The organism is bacterium, from assembly GCA_031082185.1.
GTDB lineage: Bacteria > Sysuimicrobiota > Sysuimicrobiia > Sysuimicrobiales > Humicultoraceae > VGFA01.
This window is the reverse complement of sequence record JAVHLI010000010.1, coordinates 1-20336: the sequence shown is the minus strand read 5'-3', so window position 1 is coordinate 20336 and position 20336 is coordinate 1. Positions and strand designations below refer to the sequence as shown.

Annotated in this window: 20 protein-coding genes; 13 read left to right on the top strand and 7 right to left on the bottom strand. The window is 62.8% G+C overall.

What is annotated here, in order from left to right; genetic code table 11:
• Positions 1-413 precede the first annotated feature (413 nt).
• From RDU83_09930 to RDU83_09905, 6 genes are all read right to left on the bottom strand, one after another.
• Entirely contained in the window at positions 414-1184 is a 771-nt protein-coding gene (locus RDU83_09930; GenBank protein MDQ7841331.1) for a creatininase, read from the bottom strand.
• Between the two features lie 23 nt (positions 1185-1207).
• Positions 1208-2032: an ABC transporter permease gene (locus RDU83_09925; GenBank protein ID MDQ7841330.1), complete on the bottom strand. Its 825-nt coding sequence runs from the start codon at positions 2030-2032 to the stop codon at positions 1208-1210.
• On the bottom strand, positions 2029-2916 hold the full coding sequence (locus RDU83_09920) for an ABC transporter permease (protein MDQ7841329.1): 888 nt from the start codon (positions 2914-2916) through the stop codon (positions 2029-2031). The genes RDU83_09925 and RDU83_09920 overlap by 4 nt, the downstream gene beginning before the upstream one ends.
• A gap of 2 nt (positions 2917-2918) precedes the next feature.
• Entirely contained in the window at positions 2919-4043 is a 1125-nt protein-coding gene (locus RDU83_09915; protein ID MDQ7841328.1) for an ABC transporter ATP-binding protein, read from the bottom strand.
• Positions 4044-4053: 10 nt separating this feature from the next.
• Positions 4054-5157, bottom strand: a complete 1104-nt coding sequence (locus RDU83_09910) for a spermidine/putrescine ABC transporter substrate-binding protein (protein ID MDQ7841327.1) — start codon at positions 5155-5157, stop codon at positions 4054-4056.
• Between the two features lie 199 nt (positions 5158-5356).
• On the bottom strand, positions 5357-5506 hold the full coding sequence (locus tag RDU83_09905; protein MDQ7841326.1) for a hypothetical protein: 150 nt from the start codon (positions 5504-5506) through the stop codon (positions 5357-5359).
• 89 nt (positions 5507-5595) lie between these two features.
• Here RDU83_09905 and RDU83_09900 point away from each other — a divergent pair, with 89 nt between their 5' ends.
• The 3 genes from RDU83_09900 to dhaL all read left to right on the top strand — a co-directional run bounded on the left by RDU83_09900 (position 5596) and on the right by dhaL (position 7734).
• The gene (locus RDU83_09900; GenBank protein MDQ7841325.1) at positions 5596-5973 is read left to right on the top strand and encodes an aldehyde ferredoxin oxidoreductase C-terminal domain-containing protein; all 378 of its coding nucleotides are present in this window, start codon (positions 5596-5598) and stop codon (positions 5971-5973) included.
• 111 nt (positions 5974-6084) lie between these two features.
• The gene (locus RDU83_09895) at positions 6085-7098 is read left to right on the top strand and encodes a dihydroxyacetone kinase subunit DhaK (protein ID MDQ7841324.1); all 1014 of its coding nucleotides are present in this window, start codon (positions 6085-6087) and stop codon (positions 7096-7098) included.
• 9 nt (positions 7099-7107) lie between these two features.
• A complete protein-coding gene (gene dhaL / locus RDU83_09890) occupies positions 7108-7734 on the top strand; it encodes a dihydroxyacetone kinase subunit DhaL (protein ID MDQ7841323.1) in 627 nt (208 codons plus the stop codon).
• 42 nt (positions 7735-7776) lie between these two features.
• Here the strand turns inward: dhaL and RDU83_09885 are convergent, their stop codons facing one another.
• The gene (locus tag RDU83_09885; GenBank protein ID MDQ7841322.1) at positions 7777-8904 is read right to left on the bottom strand and encodes a SelA-like pyridoxal phosphate-dependent enzyme; all 1128 of its coding nucleotides are present in this window, start codon (positions 8902-8904) and stop codon (positions 7777-7779) included.
• A gap of 188 nt (positions 8905-9092) precedes the next feature.
• Between RDU83_09885 and RDU83_09880 the strand changes: the two genes are divergently transcribed.
• The 10 genes from RDU83_09880 to RDU83_09835 all read left to right on the top strand — a co-directional run bounded on the left by RDU83_09880 (position 9093) and on the right by RDU83_09835 (position 20255).
• Positions 9093-9959, top strand: coding sequence for an ABC transporter permease (locus RDU83_09880; protein ID MDQ7841321.1), 867 nt, complete (start codon positions 9093-9095; stop codon positions 9957-9959).
• A gap of 8 nt (positions 9960-9967) precedes the next feature.
• A complete protein-coding gene (locus RDU83_09875) occupies positions 9968-11206 on the top strand; it encodes an amidohydrolase family protein (protein ID MDQ7841320.1) in 1239 nt (412 codons plus the stop codon).
• 22 nt (positions 11207-11228) lie between these two features.
• Positions 11229-12419, top strand: coding sequence for a pyridoxal-phosphate dependent enzyme (locus tag RDU83_09870; protein MDQ7841319.1), 1191 nt, complete (start codon positions 11229-11231; stop codon positions 12417-12419).
• Positions 12420-12615: 196 nt separating this feature from the next.
• Positions 12616-14082 carry an ABC transporter substrate-binding protein gene (locus RDU83_09865; GenBank protein ID MDQ7841318.1) on the top strand — a complete coding sequence of 489 codons (1467 nt, stop codon included), beginning with the start codon at positions 12616-12618 and terminating at the stop codon, positions 14080-14082.
• Positions 14083-14099: 17 nt separating this feature from the next.
• Complete coding sequence (locus tag RDU83_09860; protein ID MDQ7841317.1) at positions 14100-15044, top strand: ABC transporter permease; 945 nt, start codon at positions 14100-14102, stop codon at positions 15042-15044.
• Positions 15045-15111: 67 nt separating this feature from the next.
• On the top strand, positions 15112-16464 hold the full coding sequence (locus RDU83_09855) for an FGGY-family carbohydrate kinase (GenBank protein MDQ7841316.1): 1353 nt from the start codon (positions 15112-15114) through the stop codon (positions 16462-16464).
• 649 nt (positions 16465-17113) lie between these two features.
• Positions 17114-17326, top strand: coding sequence for a hypothetical protein (locus RDU83_09850; protein MDQ7841315.1), 213 nt, complete (start codon positions 17114-17116; stop codon positions 17324-17326).
• A 239-nt stretch (positions 17327-17565) separates the two neighbouring features.
• A complete protein-coding gene (locus RDU83_09845; GenBank protein MDQ7841314.1) occupies positions 17566-18195 on the top strand; it encodes a type IV toxin-antitoxin system AbiEi family antitoxin domain-containing protein in 630 nt (209 codons plus the stop codon).
• Positions 18179-19030 (top strand): nucleotidyl transferase AbiEii/AbiGii toxin family protein, encoded by an 852-nt coding sequence (locus RDU83_09840; protein ID MDQ7841313.1) that lies wholly within the window; start codon positions 18179-18181, stop codon positions 19028-19030. The genes RDU83_09845 and RDU83_09840 overlap by 17 nt, the downstream gene beginning before the upstream one ends.
• A 142-nt stretch (positions 19031-19172) precedes the next feature.
• Complete coding sequence (locus RDU83_09835) at positions 19173-20255, top strand: uroporphyrinogen decarboxylase family protein (GenBank protein MDQ7841312.1); 1083 nt, start codon at positions 19173-19175, stop codon at positions 20253-20255.
• Positions 20256-20336 lie beyond the last annotated feature (81 nt).

The following is a 20336-nucleotide window of genomic DNA, read 5'->3' as shown; positions in this document are numbered from 1 at the left end:
TCGTTTTAGATGCGGTTCCTGCCGAACTGGGCATCGGGTTGGGCCTGGGTAAACTGATGCTGCGTGAGGCCGCTCAAGCTCACCAGGACAGCCGCAAGCACGACTGACAGGACGATCCGCATCCCCCACCTCGTATCACCCCGTTCTCCGGGAAAGTATGGAGTCTGGGAACGTCGGTCCCATGCCACTTTCGGCACGGCTCTTTGCGGCCCCTTTCGCAGCGGTCACGGCGAGCATTCGGACGAGGCCCCACACGTGCTACGGAGAGGAACGGCTCGTCAAGAGGAAGCAACAACGTTCGCGGTGTTCGAAGCAGGTAGCAGGAGCGTAGCAGATATTCATGGCGTCTTCTTGCCGAAGAAGCCAGCGAGGAGACGCTCCGCGTGCTGGGCGAGGAGCGAGCACGGGCCGGCCTAGAGCGGGAACTCTGCTCTCAGCACCTCTTCGATCGCGTCAAGCAGGACCTGAACAAGCGCCTCTCCCGTGGAGGCGGACGCCCCGCTCGCCGTGTAGAGGATGCCACTTGGGGGAACCAGACCCACCGGCTCGGGAAACACCTTATGGCGCGGCGCACGCCGCCCCCGGCCCGCGCCGGTGGGGAGTCGGTCAACGTGCACGAGTTCAGGCAGGAGTGCCTGCATCAACGATGTTTCGGTCAGACTCGCGTGCTCAACCTCCCAGCCGGGGAACCCTTCTGGGAACAGCCTCTGCAGCGCCTCGTCCGGCACGTGCTCCCACCAGTTGATAATGACGATCTTCCGGCTGGAGGAGTCATCGAGGGGGAGGACGCGGCGAGACGCTTCGGCGAGAAACGCTGTGTTCTCGAAGTGACCATTCAGAAGGGCCAAGCACCGGGCTCCTTGTCTAATGAACTCTCGAAGGACATCGGTGGTCAACTCAATCAAGGTCGTTCCCTGGAGCGCCAGTGTCCCCGGGAATCGCTGTCCGCCTCCGCTCACCGGATCCGACGGGCCAGCATACCAGATCGGCGGCGTAACAAGGACCGGCAGCCGCGCCGCCAGCCGCAGCCCCAGGTGGTACGGAATGAACGCATCCACGCCCAGGGGCAGGTGAGGGCCGTGCTGCTCGACAGATCCCACAGGGATCACAACCACGGAGCGGCCGATTCGATCCGCAAACTCCGGCCAGGTGAGGTGTGAGATGTCGTCGCCCAGAAGCGCCATGCGATGCCTCCGCTCGTCTTCCATCATGTCGCCGTGCCTCGTCGCTGGAATGCCTGTCCCAGAATGCTCAACGTAATCGACATGACAAACACGATCGCTCCGATCGCGCTGATGGTCGGATTGATCCCCGACCGCATCATCCCCCAGATCTTTACCGGAAGCGTCTCATCGAAACCGGAGACGAACCACGCCAGGATGAACTCGTCAAATGACAACGTGAATGTCAGAAGAAAAGCGCCGGCCAGGCCTGGCCCCGCAAGTGGCAGCACGACCTCCCAAATCGCACGGAGCCGGCCCGCACCGAGATCCCAGGCGGCCTCCTCATAGCTCCGGCGCATCGTGAGCAGGCGGCCGCGAATGATGAGCATGGCCAGCGGTGCGGCGAAGATCGTATGGCTGATCCAGACGGTGAAGAGGGATTTCGGAATGCCAATGCGCGTGAAGAACACCAAGAGCCCCAGGCCCAGCAGGATCCAGGGTACTGCTAGCGGCGAGATCAGCCCCAGCGTGTAGAGGCCCTGCCAGCGGCCCCGGGTCCTGGTCAGCCCGTACGCGCCCAGGAAGCCGAGCAAGACGGACATCAGGCCCACGCCCGCGGCCACCACAACGCTATTCCGCAAGGGGAAGATCAGGTCGCGGTTCCGGATGACTAGGTCATACCAATGCCAGGTGAATCCCCGCCACGGCAGCGTCACAAACCGGTCTGCGTTGAAGGACGAAACGATCGTGACGGCAATCGGCGCAAAGAGAAAGGCATAGGCCAGCACCAGATAAGCGCGAAGCAGGCCGGTCGCGAACCGATCCCAGCGCACGGTCATCCGATCCAGTCGGATCTCCCAGGAGCTCACCGTTCCACCGCCAGGCCAAAGCCCGCGAACCGCATCCACCGAGCGAAAAGGCCGACAATCGAGAGGATGGTCACGACCATAATCACCGCGAATGCCGACGCCTGGGGCCAGTTCACCGTCCACTGCACTGCATCCACGACAATCTGTGGGAAGACCCGCTGGGCCTGACCACCCAGGACCGCAGGAGAGACGAAATCGGCGAACGCCAGGACGAATGCGAACATCCCTCCTGCCACAAGGCCGCCAGAACTGAGGGGTAGGATGACCTCAGAAAAAGTCCGGAGGCGCCCCGCCCCTAGATCGTCGGCTGCTTCGAGCAGGTTCTTGTCGATGCCCTCAAGGGTCGTATAGAGGATGAGTGTCATGATGGCCAGCAGGAAGTGCACAATCCCGATACGCGCGGCCAGGAGGGTATAGAGGATATCGATCGGCTCTGTAATCAGACGCAGGCGCTGAAGCACGTAGTTCATGATCCCGTTGTTCGCCAGGATGATCTGCCAGGCGTAGGCCCGCACCAAGTAGTTCGTCCAGAATGGCGCAATCACCGCGACGAGGGCAACGGTTAGCAGGCGCTTCGGGACAACAAACACCAGCGCATAGGCAAATGGATAGGCCACCACCATCGTGATGAGGACCGTTGTCGTGGCAAACACCAGCGAGGTCAAGTAGGCCTTGAAGTAGATGAACTCCTTGAAGAAGATGGCGTAGTTCTGGAGGGTCCATGTGGGTACCAACTTGTAGTCCTGCATGACCCAGAAGCTGACCAGGAACATGAACGCAGCCGAGGATAAGTAGAAGACCGCCTGCCATGCACTGATGGGCAGCAGGAACCACAAGGCCCACCGATCCCGCCGAATCGCCGTCTCGGACGGTGGTGTGCGCATGATCATCGTATTCCCGGATTGTCTGGTGGTTGGGCGGGCTCGCCCGGCGGCCCTGGAATCACGATCGTGTCCTCAACTGCCCACGAGAGCGTAACCTCATCTCCCACGGAGTGCGCCTTGGGCCCGAGCGCGGCCACCACGATGTCGGCTCCCCCCACCCGGACCGTATAGCGGGTAACCGTTCCCGAGAATGCCGCCTGGTGTACGCGCCCTGACTTCGAATTGACGCGATCCCCGTCCTGCCAGCCGACCCGCATCCTCTCGGGACGAATCCCGATTGTGACCGCCTGGCCGGGTACGAGAACCGGCGAGAGGTGCGGCGCCGAACCCTGCAACGGCCCGATCTCGGGGCTGTCAATGACCAGGGTCGCGCCGCGGAGGGCGTGGACAACACCCGTTAGCAGGTTGCACTCCCCAAGGAAGCTGGCTACGAAGCGGGAGGCCGGGCGTTCGTAGACCTCTTCCGGCGGCCCAATCTGTTCAAGCACCCCGTTGCGCAGGATGGCGATGCGGTCGCTGATCACCATCGCCTCTTCCTGGTCATGCGTCACGTACAAGAATGTCAGCCCAAGCCTCTGCTGGAGCGTCTTGATCTCAACCTGCATGTGCTTCCGTATCTGGGCGTCAAGAGCTCCTAGTGGTTCATCCAGAAGAAGCACCGACGGGCGGATCACCAGCGAGCGGGCCAGCGCCACCCGCTGGCGCTGGCCTCCGCTCAGTTGATAGGGCATGCGATGGGCTACGCCTGGCAGGTCCACGAGATCGAGAACCCCCTGGACCCGCCGCCGGCGCTCCTCGGGCGCTACACCCCGCATCTTCAGGCCAAACGCGATGTTCTCCCCCACGCTCTTGTGGGGAAACAACGCGTAGTCCTGGAAGACCATGCTGGTATCCCGGCGGTGCGGGGGCTCACCGGTCATAGTGCGGCCCTTGATGAGTACGTCGCCGGCTGAAACCGCCTCGAATCCCCCCACCATGCGCAGGATCGTGGTCTTTCCAGAGCCACTCGGCCCGAGGAGCGTCAGGAATTCGCCAGGGCGCACTTGCAGGGAGATATCATTCACCGCGACGACATCGCCGTAGTGCTTCGTCACGTGGACGAGTTCGACGTCAGACTCTGCAGTCACGGCAGATCGGTCAGCGGCTCTTGAATCGCTCCCAGGTCAACTTCCACTGAGCCTCGTTCGCTGGGATCTCTCGAGTGGCGATCCGACCCAAGATGCGCTCCAACCGGGCGGCATCGTCCATGAAGATCGCCCGGGCCTGTTCGAGTTTGAGGTACTTCGATGCCATCTTGTTAGGCACCATGGCGTGGAACGCGTTCGCCCAGGCGAGTTTCGCCTGCACCTCGGGGCTCAGAATGTATTGCACATAGGCCTTGGCCGCCGGCACGTTCTGGCTGTTCTTCATGATCACGAGGGCTTCGGTCCAGCTCACCCCGCCCTCATCGGGAATCGTGAGCTCGAGAGGTCGGCCCTGCTCCTTCAGAAGCACCTGCAGCCACTCGCCTCCGAAGCTCAGCCACGCGCTCTCGTTGGCAAGCGCCTGGATGGTATCCGAGTTGGTCGCCGCGATGATGCCCACCTGCGGCCTCAGCGATATGAGGGTGTCCTCTAGCTTCTTGTAGTCGGCGCCGGCGATGCGATACGGCTGCTTGAAGCCTAGGTATCGCCCCAGCATGCCCATGTTGGGAAGGTACCAGTCAAACAGGACGATCTTCTTCTTGTACTTCGCATTCCACATGATCTTGATAGAACGGGTCTCTTCCGCCTTCACGTGCTTGGAGTTGTAAACGATCCCGTAGAAGCCGAAGCGGCTCACCAGGCCGTACATCGTGTTGTTAACGTAGTTCTGGTCGAACTTCTGCCAGCGGGAGAAGAAGTCGCTCACCACCGGATACTCAGATGGGGTGAGGGGCATGAGGAGATTGGCTTTGACCAGCTTGGCGATCCACGGCGTGTCCGGGGTCGTCACGTCCCATTCGCCTGGCTTGGCCACGCTCAGCATGGAGAACATCTGGTCGGAGCTAGGATAGATCTTGGCGTTGACCTTGACGCCGTAGCGTTCCTCGAAGGGCTTGATGATCTGATCCTCTTCGTAGCCCGGCATCACGAGGATATTCAGCGTGCCCCCGATCTTCTGCTGTGCTGACAACGGGGTGCCGACAAACACGAGCGAGATCAGCGCGGCGACAGCGACAACGGCCACCGCGGGGTGCATACGAACCCTGCCTCGTAGCATTTCAGTCCTCCTTCCTGATAGTGTGGCCCGTCCCCAGCTTCAAGGATGGAGCGCTGGCCACTCTCTCCCTAGATCTCCTTGCACCCGCGCAGGCACTGAGCCCCTGGACCGACCGGCCTGCGCACGTTCACCTCCTCTCTGTCGAGTGCGGGTGGGTGTCCCAGGGCCAGTTGAAATGTGAGAGCAGCCCCAGCCATCATTACGCCACCGTCTCCTCCTGTCCCTGCGTGATCCCCTGCTTCAATGCCACCCGTAGTTGCGGTACCGCACGGTAGCCGCGCAGCCGACGCAGCCGGGGTTCGATCTCCAACAGGGCCGTCGCCAGCCACCGCTGCTTCTGGTCACCCATGGTCCAGCCCCAACCGATCGGCGAGGCCCAGCCGATGGAGGGTGAGGGTCTCCTCGAGCCCTTCGGCCACCATCGAGAAAGCTTAACATCTGTGGAACCTGTTCCTGGACTCGATGGTCTGCTGCCAATTCGTCCCCTGGAGCATGCACCAGATGGCGGAGATCGTGCGCGCCGTCACGGGCTGGTCGTTCACCGCCCACGAGGCGGTGAGGATGGGCAAGCGGGTCGCCTCCCCCGGGCGCGTGTTCAACCAGCGCGAAAGGATCACCTCGAGCCTGCGACGCGCGGGCTGGAAGCCCGGTGCCCATGGTTCTGGCCAGCGCGCCTACGTGTCCCAAAACACCGTCCGATCTGTCTTTCAGCCGTTCTCATGCGCGGTGGCGGGCGGACACGCACCGGGGCGTATGGCCCCGGGGGCTGCTGGTGGCAGGGATGCCGCGCTCCGCAACAACAAACCGCCGCCTTGAAGAACAGGCCCGCGCAGGGAACGGTCGCGCTCGTGGCGTAAAAAGCGCTTGGGGTTCCTTACGAACTACCGCTCTAGGCAGGACATCATTCCAAGAAACCGGAGCTACCCGATGAAGAAGTTCCTGAACAAACCCGAGAGATTCGTGGACGAGATGATCCAGGGGATTGTCAGCGCGCACCCAAGCCAGGTTACGTGTGTGGCCGAAGAACTGCGCTGCCTCGTCAAGGCTGGCCCCAGGAGGGCGGGAAAGGTCGGTCTAGCCACCGGCGGAGGATCAGGACATCTGCCCCTCTTCTTAGGGTATGTTGGCCAAGGAATGCTCGACGGATGCTCGGTGGGGGGGGTGTTTCAATCGCCCAGCGCCGAGCAGATGCTGAATGTGACGAAGGCGATTGATACCGGCGCAGGCGTGTTATACATATACGGCAACTACGGAGGAGACATCCTCAACTTCGAAATGGCGGCCGAGATGGCAAGCATGGAGGGCGTCACGGTAGATTCCCTAGTAGCCTCCGATGATGTCGCCTCCGCCCCCAGGGGAGAAGAAGGAAAGCGCCGTGGCGTGGCCGGGATCTTCTTCGTCTACAAGGTGGCGGGCGCAAAGGCAGATGAGTTGGCTAGTTTGGAGGATGTCAAACGTGTGGCCGCCAAGGCTGCAGCGAACGTGCGCACCGTGGGTGTTGCGCTCACGCCCTGCATCGTCCCAGAGGTCGGTAAGCCCACGTTCACAATCGGCGAGGATGAAATGGAAGTGGGCATGGGTATTCACGGCGAACCCGGGATCCGGCGCGGGAAGCTGCGGCCTGCAGATGAGGTCGTAGATGAGATGATGGGGGCGCTGCTCGAGGACCTCCCGTTTCAAGAGGGCGATGAGGTGTCTGTATTGATCAATGGCCTGGGAGGTACTGCCAGGGAGGAACTGTACATCGTGTACCGCAGAGCCCACCTCATTTTGAAGGAGAGGGGAATCACGGTCTACCATGTCTACGTTGGGGAGTTCGCTACCTCAATGGAGATGGCCGGCTTCTCAGTGTCTGTGCTAAGACTGGACAGCGAGCTGAAGGAACTGATAGCGCGGCCGGCAAGTACTCCCTTCTTCGTGCAGCAGCAGCTGCTGGTCTGAGGCGCCAGCATGGATACCCTGCGCAAGGATACTGTAATCACGATCATGCGCGCCCTTTCCGAGTTGATGCAAGAGAACAAGCAGTACTTGATCGAACTGGATTCGGTCATGGGTGATGGAGACCTAGGCCTAACGATGGAGCGGGCATTCGGCGCGGGGTATGCGGAGATCGCGAACGATGCGGACACTGACATCGGCAAGCTCCTGATGAAGGCCGGACTGGCCATGGCCAGGGTGGCACCCTCCACGATGGGCACACTGGTCGCCACAGGGTTCATGCGCGGAGGGAAGGCGCTCGCCGGTAAGGGAGAGATCTCCGCGGCCGATCTGACCGCCTTCTTCCAGGCGTTTGTCGGTGGAATAATGGAAAGAGGAAAGGCGAAGCCTGGGGAAAAGACCATCATCGATTCCATGCATCCTGCCGCAGAGGCCTTGGCGGCGGCGGGGGACATTGACATAAGAACCGCCATGGAGAAAGCCCTTGAGGCTGCGGAGGTCGGGCTGGAGGCCTCAAAGGAAATGGTAGCGCGGCACGGTAGGGTAGCCTACTACGGGGAGCAGTCCAAGGGCAAGCAGGACCCGGGCGCCACCGTGGGCGTTCTGATCTTCAGGGGGTTTTGCAGCATCTGGAATTGACCACCCAGCGGAGAGCCTACCTGCGGCTGACGCACGGGCCCATTAGGTGGTGGCGCGAGATAGCCGTCGTGCGTAGATCCCCCGGATTGCGTCGACGATGACCGGAACATCCTGCAGCTTGAGGGGCCGGGGGTCAAGCTGGAGGATGCCGGTGTTGGCCTGGTGCCCCCGAACCACGATCCTGGGAGACCCGGCCTCAAGATCGTGCAGGAGCGCGACGGCATCAAACCCCAGTTCGTCGGCTAGGGGCGAAACCGCGACTCGCTGGATGGCACGCCCAGCTTCATCGGACACAATCGCGAGCCGGGTATGAGGCAGGCCGGTCAACCCGCGAAGCAGTGCGGTGACGATCTCATCCTGTCCGGCCCGGGTGGCAACGTCGTCGCAGTCCAGGAAGAGCTCCAGGGCCGTCAGCAAACCAAGGATGGCTTCCTTGCTCACCTTCATGGACCGGGCAATCCCGCGGTCCTGCACCCGGCAACAGGCTATGAGGCCTGCGCGCCCAGCGATGAACCCTGATGTGGGGCCTCCAAAGCTCTTGCCCCCGCTGTAGACCACCAGATCAGCACCTGCTGAAGCGTACCGGCGCATGTCCTCCTCGGCGGCAGCATCAACGAGCACCGGCACACCAGCGCGGTGGCCGATGGCCACCACCTCTTCCAAGCTCACCATTCCTTTCTGGACCGCGTGGTGAGATTGCACGTACATAACAGCCGCGGTGCTCTCATCAATGAAGCTCCGGATCGTGTCAGGAGTGCACAGGTTAACCGCTCCTACCGCCACCGGCCGGCCACCACCGATTCGAACCATCTGCTCGACCGAGGCACCGAAGTCAATCAGGTGCCCACCCTGAATCAAGATAGACCGTGGCTCCCAATCGGCGTCGGGTAGTCGCCTCACCCGTCGCAGGTCACTACCCGCTACACACGCCGCGACCATAATGGCGACCCCGGCGGCCGCGCCCGAGGTAATCCAGGCTGCCTCTGCTCCGGCCCATTTGGCGATCACGTCGCTGGCCCGCTCCTTGAGGGCTTCCAAATCCACGTAAGCCGTCCCCGCCATAGCCATCGCCTCGGCTACGCGAGGGCTGAGAACCGATCCCCCCAAGCTGGTCATCTTCCCGCAGGCGTTGATGACGCCGTGAATACCAAGCCGCTCGTACGTGTACACGACAGCACCTCCAACAACAGCGCATGAACCCTATTAGGCGCTGCAAGGGGCGGAACCTGCGCCAGTGGTGTCGCTGCGTATTGCCGCAGCGGATGTGGAGAAGGATATGCTCGTCGTATCACAGAACTGGAATGTAGTTGGTAGCGCACCTGCCTTTCAACTCGTGTCGGGAGCGATGAGCGGATTTGATGGGCACTGCCAGTCCTAAAGGCCCTACGAACACTATCCCCCCACGTCGCGCGTTCAAGGTCAGCCCGGCAACCAAGTTTGGGGCGGCGATGTTCGTGGCGATAGTGCTAACAGCCGCTATCGGCCCGCTGATCTACAGGATCGATCCAAACGAGCCGTACTACGAAGTCATCCTCACACCGCCGGCAGTTGGTCACCTGTTGGGTACGGACGCGCTCGGCCGTGATCTCGCCGCCCGCCTGCTTGCCGGAGGACGCAACAGCCTGCTCATCGGGTTGTTCACGATGCTGGTCACAGGCATCGTGGGGACCGTGCTCGGCCTTGTCTCCGGAGCAAACCGTCGCTTGGACCGGTACGTGATGCGCCTCATGGACGTGATGATGGCCTTCCCGGCCCTCCTGCTGGCGCTGGCAGTTCTGGCCGCCCTGGGTAATACCGCTGTGAACGTGGTTGTCGCGCTTTCACTTGTATACATCCCCCGGACGGCTCGGATCGTGCGCGGGGAGGCACTGGTCTTGAGGGAGGTGGCGTACGTCGAAGCCGCGCAGGCACTGGGCGCCTCGTCCTTGCGAATCGTGTATCGTCACATCCTTCCAGGTCTGCTGCCGCCGCTGATGGTCCAACAGACGTTCCTCTTCGCCTATGCCATCCTCGGTGAGGCCGGACTGAGTTTCGTAGGTGTCGGCATTCAACCGCCTATCGCGAGTTGGGGAAACATCCTCGGTGAGGCTCGATCCATCTTCCAGCAGGCCTCCTGGCTCGTCGTCTTTCCAGGCTCAGCCGTCGCCCTAGCCGTGTTGTCCCTGAACCTCCTGGGCGACGGCCTGAGCGACCTATTCAATCCGAGGCGACGGACAGCGCAATGAGCACAGGGATGCTGCTTATCAAAAGCAAGGGCGTCTTCCTCGACCCACCCGGGGGGTTCGCCCCGCACGTAGTGGCAGTAGACGGATCCGCAATCCGGTTCGTGGGCGCGTTTGTGGACTTCGCGCAGGAGTTCAAGGGCCACGAATGGCAGGTGGTCGACCTCTCGGAGCACTACCTGGTCCCCGGGCTAATGAACACCCATGTCCACCTGGCTTTCACCGGGGGGGCCAGCCCACGGGAAGACTACCTGGCTGAGGGCCCGGGGGTGCGGGTGCTCCGAGCCCTCAAGAACGCGCAGACCCTGCTCTTCAGTGGGGTCACCACTGCACGGGATTGCGGGAGCGACCTCGTCGTGCTCGAAGGCATGCGTCATGCCCTGGCCCACGAGCTCGTCGAGTTGCCCAACCTCCTTCTCTCTGGTCCTCCAATCACGCGAATCGGCGGGCATCTTCACTTCATGGGGGGAGAAGTCGACGGTATCGACGCCATCCGGCGGTTGGTGAAGCTGCTGCACGACCAAGGCGCCACGAGCATCAAGGCTATGGCGACCGGGGGCCAGATGACGCCGGGCACGCAGCCCGAGCATCCAGCCTTCACGCAAGCCGAAACCGACGCCATCACGGAGTCGGCACATGAGCTGGGGCTCCCGTCGGTATCACACTGTCTATCAAGAGAGGGCACGGTACGATCCGCACTGGCTGGGTTCCACAGCATCGAGCACTGCGCGTTCTTTGAGCGCGAGGAGCACGGATGGCTGCGGCGCGTCTACGATCCAGCAGTCACCACGGAGATCCTAAAGAATGGGAACAGCATCATGATGGGCCTCGCGGCCGGGTACCGCCGACTGGACCAGCCACGCCTGACCGGTACGGGTACCGACCACGAACGATTCCTGCTACTGCAAGAACGCACGATGCTGGGGATCTTCAAGCAGATGCACGACGCTGGGGTCCCTATGGTCGTGGGCACCGACGCGGGGGCCACCCTGACACCCTTCGATGAGACATGGTTGGAGATGGAGCTCATGGTGCAAGCCGGTCTCTCCCCGCTGGAGACAGTGCGGGCCGCCACGACGAGAGCCGCGCGGGCACTTCGGCTCGACCGGCAGGCCGGCCGTATCGCCCCCGACATGCGCGCTGACCTAATCGCAGTGCGCGACAACCCCCTGGCCGACATCAGTACCTATCGCACCGCAGATTGGGTGATGTGCCGCGGCTGCGTCGTGAAGACGAGCCGTGGGAACTGAGGCAGGTGCCGGGAGGCAGGAGATGGCCGAGTCGCTGCGTTGCGTGACCTGTAGCGCCTCCTACCCCGCGGGCCTTCTATACCGGTGCGACGCCTGCGGAGGCGAACTCGAGCTGATTTTCGAGTACGCGCGCGCGGCGCAGGAGTTCACCCGCACATGGATGGCACCCGGTAGTATCTGGGACCGCTTCCGGGCCGTGCTCCCGACTGTCCGGGACGCCTCTGTGATCTCGCTGGGAGAGGGCAGCACTCCGCTCGTCCGAAGCCGACGAACGGCTGCACGCCTCGGGCTCGAACGCCTATACTTTAAACTTGAGTACATGAACCCTACCGGCTCCTTCAAGGACCGCCAGGTCTCTGTGGCCATCACGAAGGCTGCGGACGAAGGCGCAAGGGAGTTTGCGGTGGTATCGTCGGGCAATGTGGGTGTGGCGCTCTCAGCGTACTGCGCGCGGGCCGGATTTGATGCCGAGGTTTGGGTGTCCGTCGATGTCGCTGAATCCAAGCGCCTGCAGATCTCGATGTACGGTGCCCAGGTGAAGCTTCTTCCACCATCCGATCAAGACATCGAGCGATACTTCGCCGCGTACACCGGCATGCAGCGCTATGCGGTCGAACACGGCAAGGTACCGATGGTCTCGGCCCGTCCGGTCAATCCCTTCATGGTCGAGGGCGGGAAGACAATCGCGTTCGAGATCGCGGCGGCGCTGGAAGCCGTCCCGGAGCACGTCTTCTGCTGCGTGGGCGGCGGTGGCCTTCTGGGTGGTGTCTACAAAGGATTCCGTGAGTTGGTGTCCATGGGCCTCGCCCAGAGGACGCCACGCATCAGCGGCGGACAGGTCACCGATCGTCTGCACGCGCCGATTCACCGGCTGCACGACGAACCGTTCAGAAGCGGCAGCTACTATCGTCCGCTGGACGGCGCCTGGGCCTGGCAAAGCATCCAGTCCTCCGGCGGGGAGTGGGTTGGGGTGACCATGGAGGAAGTCTACGCTGCCCAGCAGTCCCTCGCGTTCGAGGAGGGGGTCTTCGCAGAGCCACAGGGCGCATACGCGTTAGCGGCCCTGTCAAAGTGTCGCGCCGCCGGGAAGATCGCACCCGATGAAACCGTGGTGTGCACGGTCACAGGCTCGGGCCTGAAGGACATGAAGTCAGCGGCGCGCTTCAGGGACCACCCCTTGTACCGGGAGCCTGTGGAAACGGTGTTAGCCTAGATCACTGGCGTGCTCGTGTCAGGAATGGACATTCACCTGAGGAGGTGGGAGATCCGTGAAATGGAGCAGGAACGCCCTACTGGTCACGGTACTGTCCCTGAGTCTCGGTGTGCCGTCGATGGTGATTGGTTTGAACACGCCGTCGTCGGCCCAGGCGCCAGAGTGTGCTGCTACAGGAGGGGCCATCGTGGCGGCCATGACAACCAATCCGCCGACACTGGACCCCATGCTGTCCACCACAACAGCCTCGCGTCAAGTAGCACTCTACATATTCGAGTCGCTCTTGACCTTCGATGAGGAATACGCCGTCATTCCGCAACTGACGGCGAGCTGGACAATCGACTCGAGCGGACTCGTCTATACCTTCAAGCTCCGGTCTGGCGTGAAGTTCCATGACGGCCAGACGCTGGCGGCGGCCGATGTCAAGGCTTCGTTCGAACGCTATGTGAAGTCCGCTCCCGGCGCGGCGGGGCGATTTGCGGCAGTCCAGAGCGTCACGGTGGTCGACAATCTGACCTTGCGCTTTCAGTTGGCCAATCGCTTCCCCTTCCCTGCCAATCTGGCGATGCCAACGCCTCTGTTCGCGGTTCTACCAAAGACGATCATCGATAAGTATGGCGAGAAGGAGATTCGCGGTCAGGATCTGGTCGGCACCGGACCCTATAAGTTCGGCGAGTGGAGGCCGGATGTGGCGGTCCGCCTGGCCAAGTTCGCTGACTACCGACCCGACACCCGGTTCCCCGGACCGTCTGGTTTCGGCGGCAGGCGCATCGCCTGTGCGGACCACATCGGGCTGATCCCGGTAACCGAGGCGGGCAGCCGCGTGGCCGGCCTGCTTACCGGTGCCTACGACTTCGCCGAGGCGGTTCCCATCACAAGCGTTCCGCAGCTCGAAGCCCACAAAGACATCAACGTCGAGATCGTCAAGCCAAAGTGGGGCATCCTGGTCGAACTGAACCACGCTGAGGCCCCCATGAACAAGTTGGCCTTTAGGAAAGCGCTGGTGGCCGCGCTCAACATGGGCCAGATCATGTCAGCCACAGCGTTTGGGAACCGGCCGGAGTACGTGCGTCTGTCGCCAAGCATCTTCTTCCCGGAGCAGAAGACCTGGTACACCACGGCGGGCTCCGGTCCGTACAACAAACCGGATCTGGATCAGGTCAAGCGGCTGCTGGCCGAAGCAGACTACAAGAACGAGCCCATCGTCTATCTAACCAATCAGAACTTCGATTGGATGTACAAGGCTTCGCTCGCCATGGCCTCCCAGTGGCAGCGGGCCGGGATCAACATAAAGATCGAAATGATGGACTGGCCATCCCAGATCCAGAAGGCCCAGAGCCTGCGCGGATGGCATATCAACCAGACGGGTTGGTCGCCGCGCTTTGATCCGTCTCAGGCCATACTCTCGCTGCGATGCGGGTCGCGGTCAGCCTACAACTACTGCAACCAGGACATGGACCGACTGCTCGATCAGGTCAATACCGATCTGCCGCTCAAGGAACGCCAGGCGGTGTGGGCTGCGATCCAGCAGATGGTATGGGACGACGTGGCAATCATCAGGATTGGTGACTACTTCGAGCCGGAGGCGATCCGCACCAGCCTGAAAGGCTACCGGCCATACCACGTAATCCCGAGATTCTGGAACGTATCTAAGGTCCGCTAGAGACCGGAGAGAACGCTGTGGGGCGGTACATTCTACAACGTCTAATCCTACTGATCCCCTTGTGGGTGGCGGTGGGTGTGGTGTCGTTCGTGGTCGTACACGCCACCCCAGGGGACCCCGCAGCCACATTCCTTGGACAGGACGCCCTGGTGGAAAGCAAGGAAGCGATCTACCGACGTCTGGGTCTCGACAAGCCGCTACACATCCAGTTCGTGAAATGGATCTTTGGCGCAGCTCGCGGCGATCTCGGGGAGTCGTTCTTTCTGGGCCGGAGCGTGGCCGAGGCGCTGGTCGAGAGGCTCCCCGTTACCGTCAGCCTAACCCTGGTGGCGTTGCCCGTGGCAGTGCTCATCGGCGTGACGCTTGGGATCTTGGCAGCGCTGAGACCGGACAGCTGGAAGGATGGGCTAACAACCAGTGTAGCGCTCTTCGGACTGAGCGTACCGGAGTTCGTCACCGGCATGCTGGTGATCTTCCTCTTCTCAGTACGCCTGCGATGGTTTCCGGTCGGCGGCTACCAGCCACTGAGCGAAGGGGTTGGGGTGTGGCTACACCATCTGCTGTTGCCTGCTATGTCGCTCGGCCTGCTGCAAACAGGATTGATCGCCCGCATCACGCGCGCCAGCATGCTCCAGGTCTTGGACTCGGACTACGTTAGAACAGCGAGGGCCAAGGGACTCAGGGAACGTGCTGTCATAGTCAAGCACGCCCTGCGGAACGCGTTCATTTCGGTCATCACCGTCATAGGCCTGGCCTTCACGATGCTGCTGAGTGGGGCTTTCATCACGGAGACCCTGTTCCAACTTCCCGGCGTCGGCAGCCTGGTGGTGTCGGCGGTACTGCGCCGCGACTACCCGGTAGTCCAGGGTGCCCTCCTGATGGTCAGCACGATCGTCCTGCTGGTCAACATCCTAGTGGACATAGCATACAGCTACCTGAACCCAACGATTATGTATTCCTGATCCAGTAGCCGTGTCGCCTCACATTCTCGCAGTCGACATCGGCAGCACCACGTGCAAAGCCGTCTTAATGGATCGCGGCGGCGGTATTTCCACGGCCGCGGGCATGGCGTACCCAGACGGTCAGACGCCTCATGACCCTCGCGTCTGGTGGACGACCTTTGTTGAGGTCATCGCGAGGCTCAGGGCCGCCGCTCAAGTCTGGAACCTTGCTGGAGTCGTGCTCTGCGGCCGGGGCAGGGGGTTGGCGCTGCTCGACGAAGCAGAGAGGCCTCTCGTGTTTCCCTGGGATGCGGTCGAAGCGCGCGTCAGTGCCGTTGCCCCGTACGTATCGAACCAGCACGCGCGGATTGCCTCGTGGGCCAACTTGGTTGCCGCGGTGCGACACGCAGCGCCTGGCGTCGGGACCAGGATTCGGGCAGTTCTGACAGTAAAGGATTACGTCAACTTCTGCCTGACGGGCCGGAAGGCCACCGATCCCGGCTCAGCCGGCGCCGAGTCATGGCCGCCGGCGTCGGGGTTCGGTCTGGACGGAATTGCCCTCCCTGGGATCCTAAGCGGCGATCAATTGCTGGGCGAAGCCACTCGAGCAGGCCTGGCCATTGAGCCGGGAACGCCCGTATTCGTAGGCAGTCACGACGGTGTGTGCGCGAACGTTGGGGCGGGCATGCTGAGGCCTGACGAGGGCTGCGTCACTCTCGGCACCACCGGTGTGATCCGCATCAACACCCCAACCCCGGTGTTTCTGAACGAGTCGCTCAATACCTTCACCTATCCTTTCCCCGCCGGTGCCTGGACAAGCGGCGCAGAGGCCGTCGGGACCGGCTCCGCGATCATCTGGGCTGCGCGCCTGTTCGGCCTGTTCGACGGCCGGCCCGAGCAGTTTGATACAGGACTCGCGGCGCTGGACCGGCTGATCGCGTCGGCGCCGCCTGGCAGCGAGGGTGTGCTCTTTCTTCCCCGCCTTCGAGACATCCTAAGCCCAAGGTCGGCACCCGATGCTCGCGCCGCGTTCCACGAGTTGACTTCGCGGCACACCGCGGCGCATCTTGCCCGCGCGGTCATGGAGGCTTCGGGGTTCTCGCTGCGCATGCTCAGCGATGCCCTTGCTCTTCAAGATGTGCGGGCGCGCACGCTGGCGCTCACCGGCGGGGGCGCGAAGAGCGCTGTCTGGCCCCAGATCATGGCAGATGTGCTGGATCGCCCGCTGCATCTAGCCGCTCCCGAAGCCTCGGCAAGGGGCGCTGCCATGCTAGGTGCTGTCGGGTTGGGCTGGTACGAGGATCTTCACAGCGCCACGCTGGGCATGGCCTCGCTGGGGGGGACGATCACCCCCGCAGGCGAGCATCGGGCATTGTATCGAGGCGCCTACGAGCGTTTCACCAAGCTCGTGGGCCGCGCCGAAGCTGCACACCCTGCCTAGCACCCAAGACCACCGGGCATGGGCATCCAGGAGGCTTGCACCGAGGCCCCGTCTCTTGAAGATGTGTCCGCCAAAGCGGCTTCAGCAGCATCACGATCGGGACATAGCCGGTTGAAGGCGTGTCTATGCAGGAGGTAGGTGTCACCGTCAGGGATCTCGGGCTTGATCGCGGCGTCTGTCATGCATTGACTTCGAGACCGGCCTTGGATCCTGGAATCCTGGTGGACAATTCCTGGTCATCTTCGCCTGGAGGGTGTCGTAGCTGGTGGGCCCTGAGGGACTCGAACCCCCGACGCGCGGGTTAGGAGCCCGGTACCCGCAGTTCTGGCCAGCATACCTGAGTGTCCAAAGTCGCCGTCCTGTAAGCGTTCCAGCCATTCCCGTGCGCAGCGCAGTGCCGCTCCGTATCGTGGAGTTTGGCTCCGGAGATCAGCAGGGGATTAGCAAGGCGTCCGGCTTGCCACATCTGAGGTGACGATTGGCAACGGCAACGGACTGGGGGACGCGTCGTCCAGAAGTCCACCGCACCCGGTTTCCTTGGAGACCCGATAGTGAAAGGGGGTCCCCATGGGAGACGGGAGGTCGGCGGTGGCGAAGTCCAGACGCCCGCCTGCTCCGCGGCGAGAGTCTTGATGAGCTGAACCGCGAGATGCGCGTGGGAGCTCGCCGGCTGCAGGCCTGGCATGACGAGTTCGCGGCCAGCGGCATCGAAGGCTTGAAGGGCAAGCCTCTGGCGCCGGAGGACCGCCGGCTGAAAGAGGCCGAGCGGAAGACTGGCGAGCTGACGATCGAGAACGAGGTCCTCCGGGCGGCGGCCCGAGAAAGGGGGCTTCAAATCCCGCCCAAGAAGCCGCTGATGTGAGCGCGGAGACCGGGGTGCCGCTGATATCCCGTATTCCCATCTGGGAATTGCCCAACCGCCCTGACCAGCACATAGGCCGGCGGCAATGCCGACTGCCATCACACGGTGCCTTGCCTTGTCGACTGTTAGGGAAGTAAGATGTAACCAACGAGCGACACGGCTCGAGGGAGAGGGGCCACCGGACTACCCCGACACCGTCCCCGTGGCTTCGTCCGTCGCCGTATGGGGGCCCAGAGGATATGCCGAAGAGAGTCGCCAACGCCCAGTTGCTCTTTGAGATCGCCGCCACGCAGGCCGGCTACTTCACGGCCCAGCAGGCCAGTGCGGCGAGCTATAGCAGGCGCAACCTGGCCTACCATGCATCCACCGGTCGCTTCGAACGGGTGAGCCGCGGGTTCTACCGGATCAGGGAGTTCCCCGCCCTCTCCCACGAGGACATCGTGGCTGCCTGGGTGAAAAGCGGGCCCAGCAAGGCCGTCGTCTCTCATGAGACCGCCCTGGCGTTGCACGACCTGTCGACCGCAAGGCCTCGGAAGATCGACATCACCCTGCCACGCGAGGCCCGTCCGGCAGGCAACCGCCCACAACTGTCGGCTGTTCGAATCCACACGACCACGCGGTCCTTTCGTCCCGGCGAGGTTGTGCACCGTGAAGGGGTGCGGATGACGTCGACAGTTCGCACCATCGTCGATGCCGCGGCGGCTGGCACGGGACCAGAACACATCATCGAGGCTGTGGCGCAGGCGCTTGCGCGTCGCTTGCTGACCGCGAAGGAGCTGCGCGATGCCGCCGCCGGCCGCTCCGCACGGGTGCAGCGTCTGGTTCTCCGCGCGCTCCAGGAGGCCCGGCAGCATGCGCCAAGACGTTAGAGCGGCGGCCTTCCGCGCATCAGTGGACCAGCGCCTGCGCAACCACGCCCGGGCTGTTGGGGTTCCTGTGATGGTTGTCCGCCGACAGGCTGCCCTCGAACGCCTCATGGCTCGCCTGACGATTGCCGCGCCGGACCGATGGGCCCTGAAGGGCGGACTGGCCCTGGACACAAGGCTAGGTGAGCGTGCACGCGCCTCTATGGACATGGACATCGATCACGTACACGGCATGCCGGCAGCGCGGGAAGACCTCCTCCGCGCGGTGGCAGCGGACTTGGGCGACTACTTCACCTTCGCGCTCGGCGAGGGCCGGGAGATCAAGGACGACGGTATCAGCCTCGCTATCCGGTACCGCGTCGAGTGTGCCGTGGCGAACGCCCCATTCGAGGTGCTGCAGGTCGATGTGACCGTCGGGCCGCCCGAAGTGTGGGAGACCGTACGCGCGCGCCGGCCGGGACTGCTCGCAGCCGTGGGGCTCGGCCCGATCGACGTCCTGCTGGTCCCAATCGAACGGCAGGTGGCCGAGAAGCTCCACGCCTACACCAGGACATACCATGGAGGCGAGCCAAGTACCCGGGCCAAAGACCTCGTGGATCTCGTGCTGATCGGTGCGTTCGAGACCCTGGACGGAGAGCGCCTGCGCGCTGACATCCAACGAACCTTCGCGGCGCGCCGCACGCACGAGCCACCCACTTGGCTGCCGCCACCGCCGGCCGAATGGCGAACGGCTTACCGGGAGATGGCCGAGACGGTGGGCATTACCACCGATCCGGAAGAAGCACACCGGATGGTTGCCGCGTGGCTTGACCCCGTCCTGACCGGGATGCAGGAGTAGGCTGCCCGAACGATATCCGAAATGCTCAGGGATGCCAAGAGGGTAGCAGAAGGACAGCAGTGCAGAGACCGAGTGCAGTCACGGGGTCCGGTCGGGGGGGCTGGGGCATGCGTTGCGGGGATCTGTGGGAGGGAGCCAGGCAATGAACCCGTGTGACCGGGTACGGATGACGCTCAATCACATCGTCCCCGACCGCCCTCCAGTTGATGGGACCTTCCGCTCGCAGGTATGGAAGAAGTTGCGCGCCCACTTCCGCGTACACGACGATGACCAAATCATGGATATGCTCGGCTTTGATTTCCGCCAGGCTGTCATCGAACCATCTCACGAATTCGCTTCCACGGCGGTACCAGCTCCCGTTGAGGTCGGCGTGGGCGTCGGATCGCGGAACCTGGTGCGGGTGTTGCCCAGCGGCGAGTTCGAAGATGATCGCGGCATCCGCCGAATCACCGATAGTACCGAGACCTATTTCAACTTCACCTACCATCCCCTCGGGGGCGCCGAGAGCCCGGACGTCTTCACGTTCCCGAATCCTGATCTCCCCGAACGCTACGCCCACCTCTCCAGGCAGGTGCAGCGGTTTAAAGACCGCTACATGGTTCAGATTGAGACCGGGAACATCTTCCGCGACGCGTGGGAGTTGCGCGGATTCGAACAGTTCCTGATGGACACGCGCATCAACCGTGCTTTCACCATCCGGCTGCTCGATCGCATCACCGAGCACAAGATTGCGGACGTCAACCGGATGGTCGAGGCTGGAGCCGACATCATTCAGATGGCTGGTGACATCGCAACTGGTCAGGGCATGATGATCTCCCCCGCTTGGTGGCGGGCCGAGATCAAACCGCGCCTCGCGCGGGTTGTTGCCGCAACGCGCCGTCCTGGCGTGTACTACTACTTCCACAGCGACGGCGCCATGCAGGCGGTGATTCCCGACCTTATTGAGCTTGGTTTCGATATCGTCGATCCTCTACAGCCGGAATGCATGGATGTCGTGGCACTCAAACGCCAGTATGGGGCCCGCATCACGTTCCATTCGACTTTGTCCTCACAGCGTACCTTGCCGTTTGGGAGCGTCGAGGATGTTCGAGCCGAAGTCAGAGCGCGCATCAGAGAGTTGGGACAGACCGGCGGCCTGATCCTGGCCCCGTCTAACGTCGTGCAGCATGACGTGCCGCTGGAGAATCTGTTGGCGGTTTACGATGAGTCTTGCGGGAGGCGCTGAGAACCACCGCAGCATCCCGACCGAGTCCTGCCTGGTGGGCCCTGAGGGACTCGAACCCCCGACGCGCGGGTTAAAAGCCCG

What these genes read in the sequence shown, in the direction of transcription:
- RDU83_09930 (MDQ7841331.1), bottom strand. Translation starts at nt 1,184, where the DNA reads ATGGCGCTTCTGGGCGACGACATCTCACACCTCACCTGGCCGGAGTTT.
- RDU83_09920 (MDQ7841329.1), bottom strand. Translation starts at nt 2,916, where the DNA reads ATGCGCACACCACCGTCCGAGACGGCGATTCGGCGGGATCGGTGGGCC.
- RDU83_09910 (MDQ7841327.1), bottom strand. Translation starts at nt 5,157, where the DNA reads ATGCTACGAGGCAGGGTTCGTATGCACCCCGCGGTGGCCGTTGTCGCT.
- RDU83_09905 (MDQ7841326.1), bottom strand. Translation starts at nt 5,506, where the DNA reads ATGGGTGACCAGAAGCAGCGGTGGCTGGCGACGGCCCTGTTGGAGATC.
- RDU83_09895 (MDQ7841324.1), top strand. Translation starts at nt 6,085, where the DNA reads ATGAAGAAGTTCCTGAACAAACCCGAGAGATTCGTGGACGAGATGATC.
- dhaL (MDQ7841323.1), top strand. Translation starts at nt 7,108, where the DNA reads ATGGATACCCTGCGCAAGGATACTGTAATCACGATCATGCGCGCCCTT.
- RDU83_09880 (MDQ7841321.1), top strand. Translation starts at nt 9,093, where the DNA reads ATGGGCACTGCCAGTCCTAAAGGCCCTACGAACACTATCCCCCCACGT.
- RDU83_09875 (MDQ7841320.1), top strand. Translation starts at nt 9,968, where the DNA reads ATGCTGCTTATCAAAAGCAAGGGCGTCTTCCTCGACCCACCCGGGGGG.
- RDU83_09870 (MDQ7841319.1), top strand. Translation starts at nt 11,229, where the DNA reads ATGGCCGAGTCGCTGCGTTGCGTGACCTGTAGCGCCTCCTACCCCGCG.
- RDU83_09865 (MDQ7841318.1), top strand. Translation starts at nt 12,616, where the DNA reads ATGACAACCAATCCGCCGACACTGGACCCCATGCTGTCCACCACAACA.
- RDU83_09855 (MDQ7841316.1), top strand. Translation starts at nt 15,112, where the DNA reads ATGGATCGCGGCGGCGGTATTTCCACGGCCGCGGGCATGGCGTACCCA.
- RDU83_09850 (MDQ7841315.1), top strand. Translation starts at nt 17,114, where the DNA reads ATGCGCGTGGGAGCTCGCCGGCTGCAGGCCTGGCATGACGAGTTCGCG.
- RDU83_09845 (MDQ7841314.1), top strand. Translation starts at nt 17,566, where the DNA reads ATGCCGAAGAGAGTCGCCAACGCCCAGTTGCTCTTTGAGATCGCCGCC.
- RDU83_09840 (MDQ7841313.1), top strand. Translation starts at nt 18,179, where the DNA reads ATGCGCCAAGACGTTAGAGCGGCGGCCTTCCGCGCATCAGTGGACCAG.
- RDU83_09835 (MDQ7841312.1), top strand. Translation starts at nt 19,173, where the DNA reads ATGAACCCGTGTGACCGGGTACGGATGACGCTCAATCACATCGTCCCC.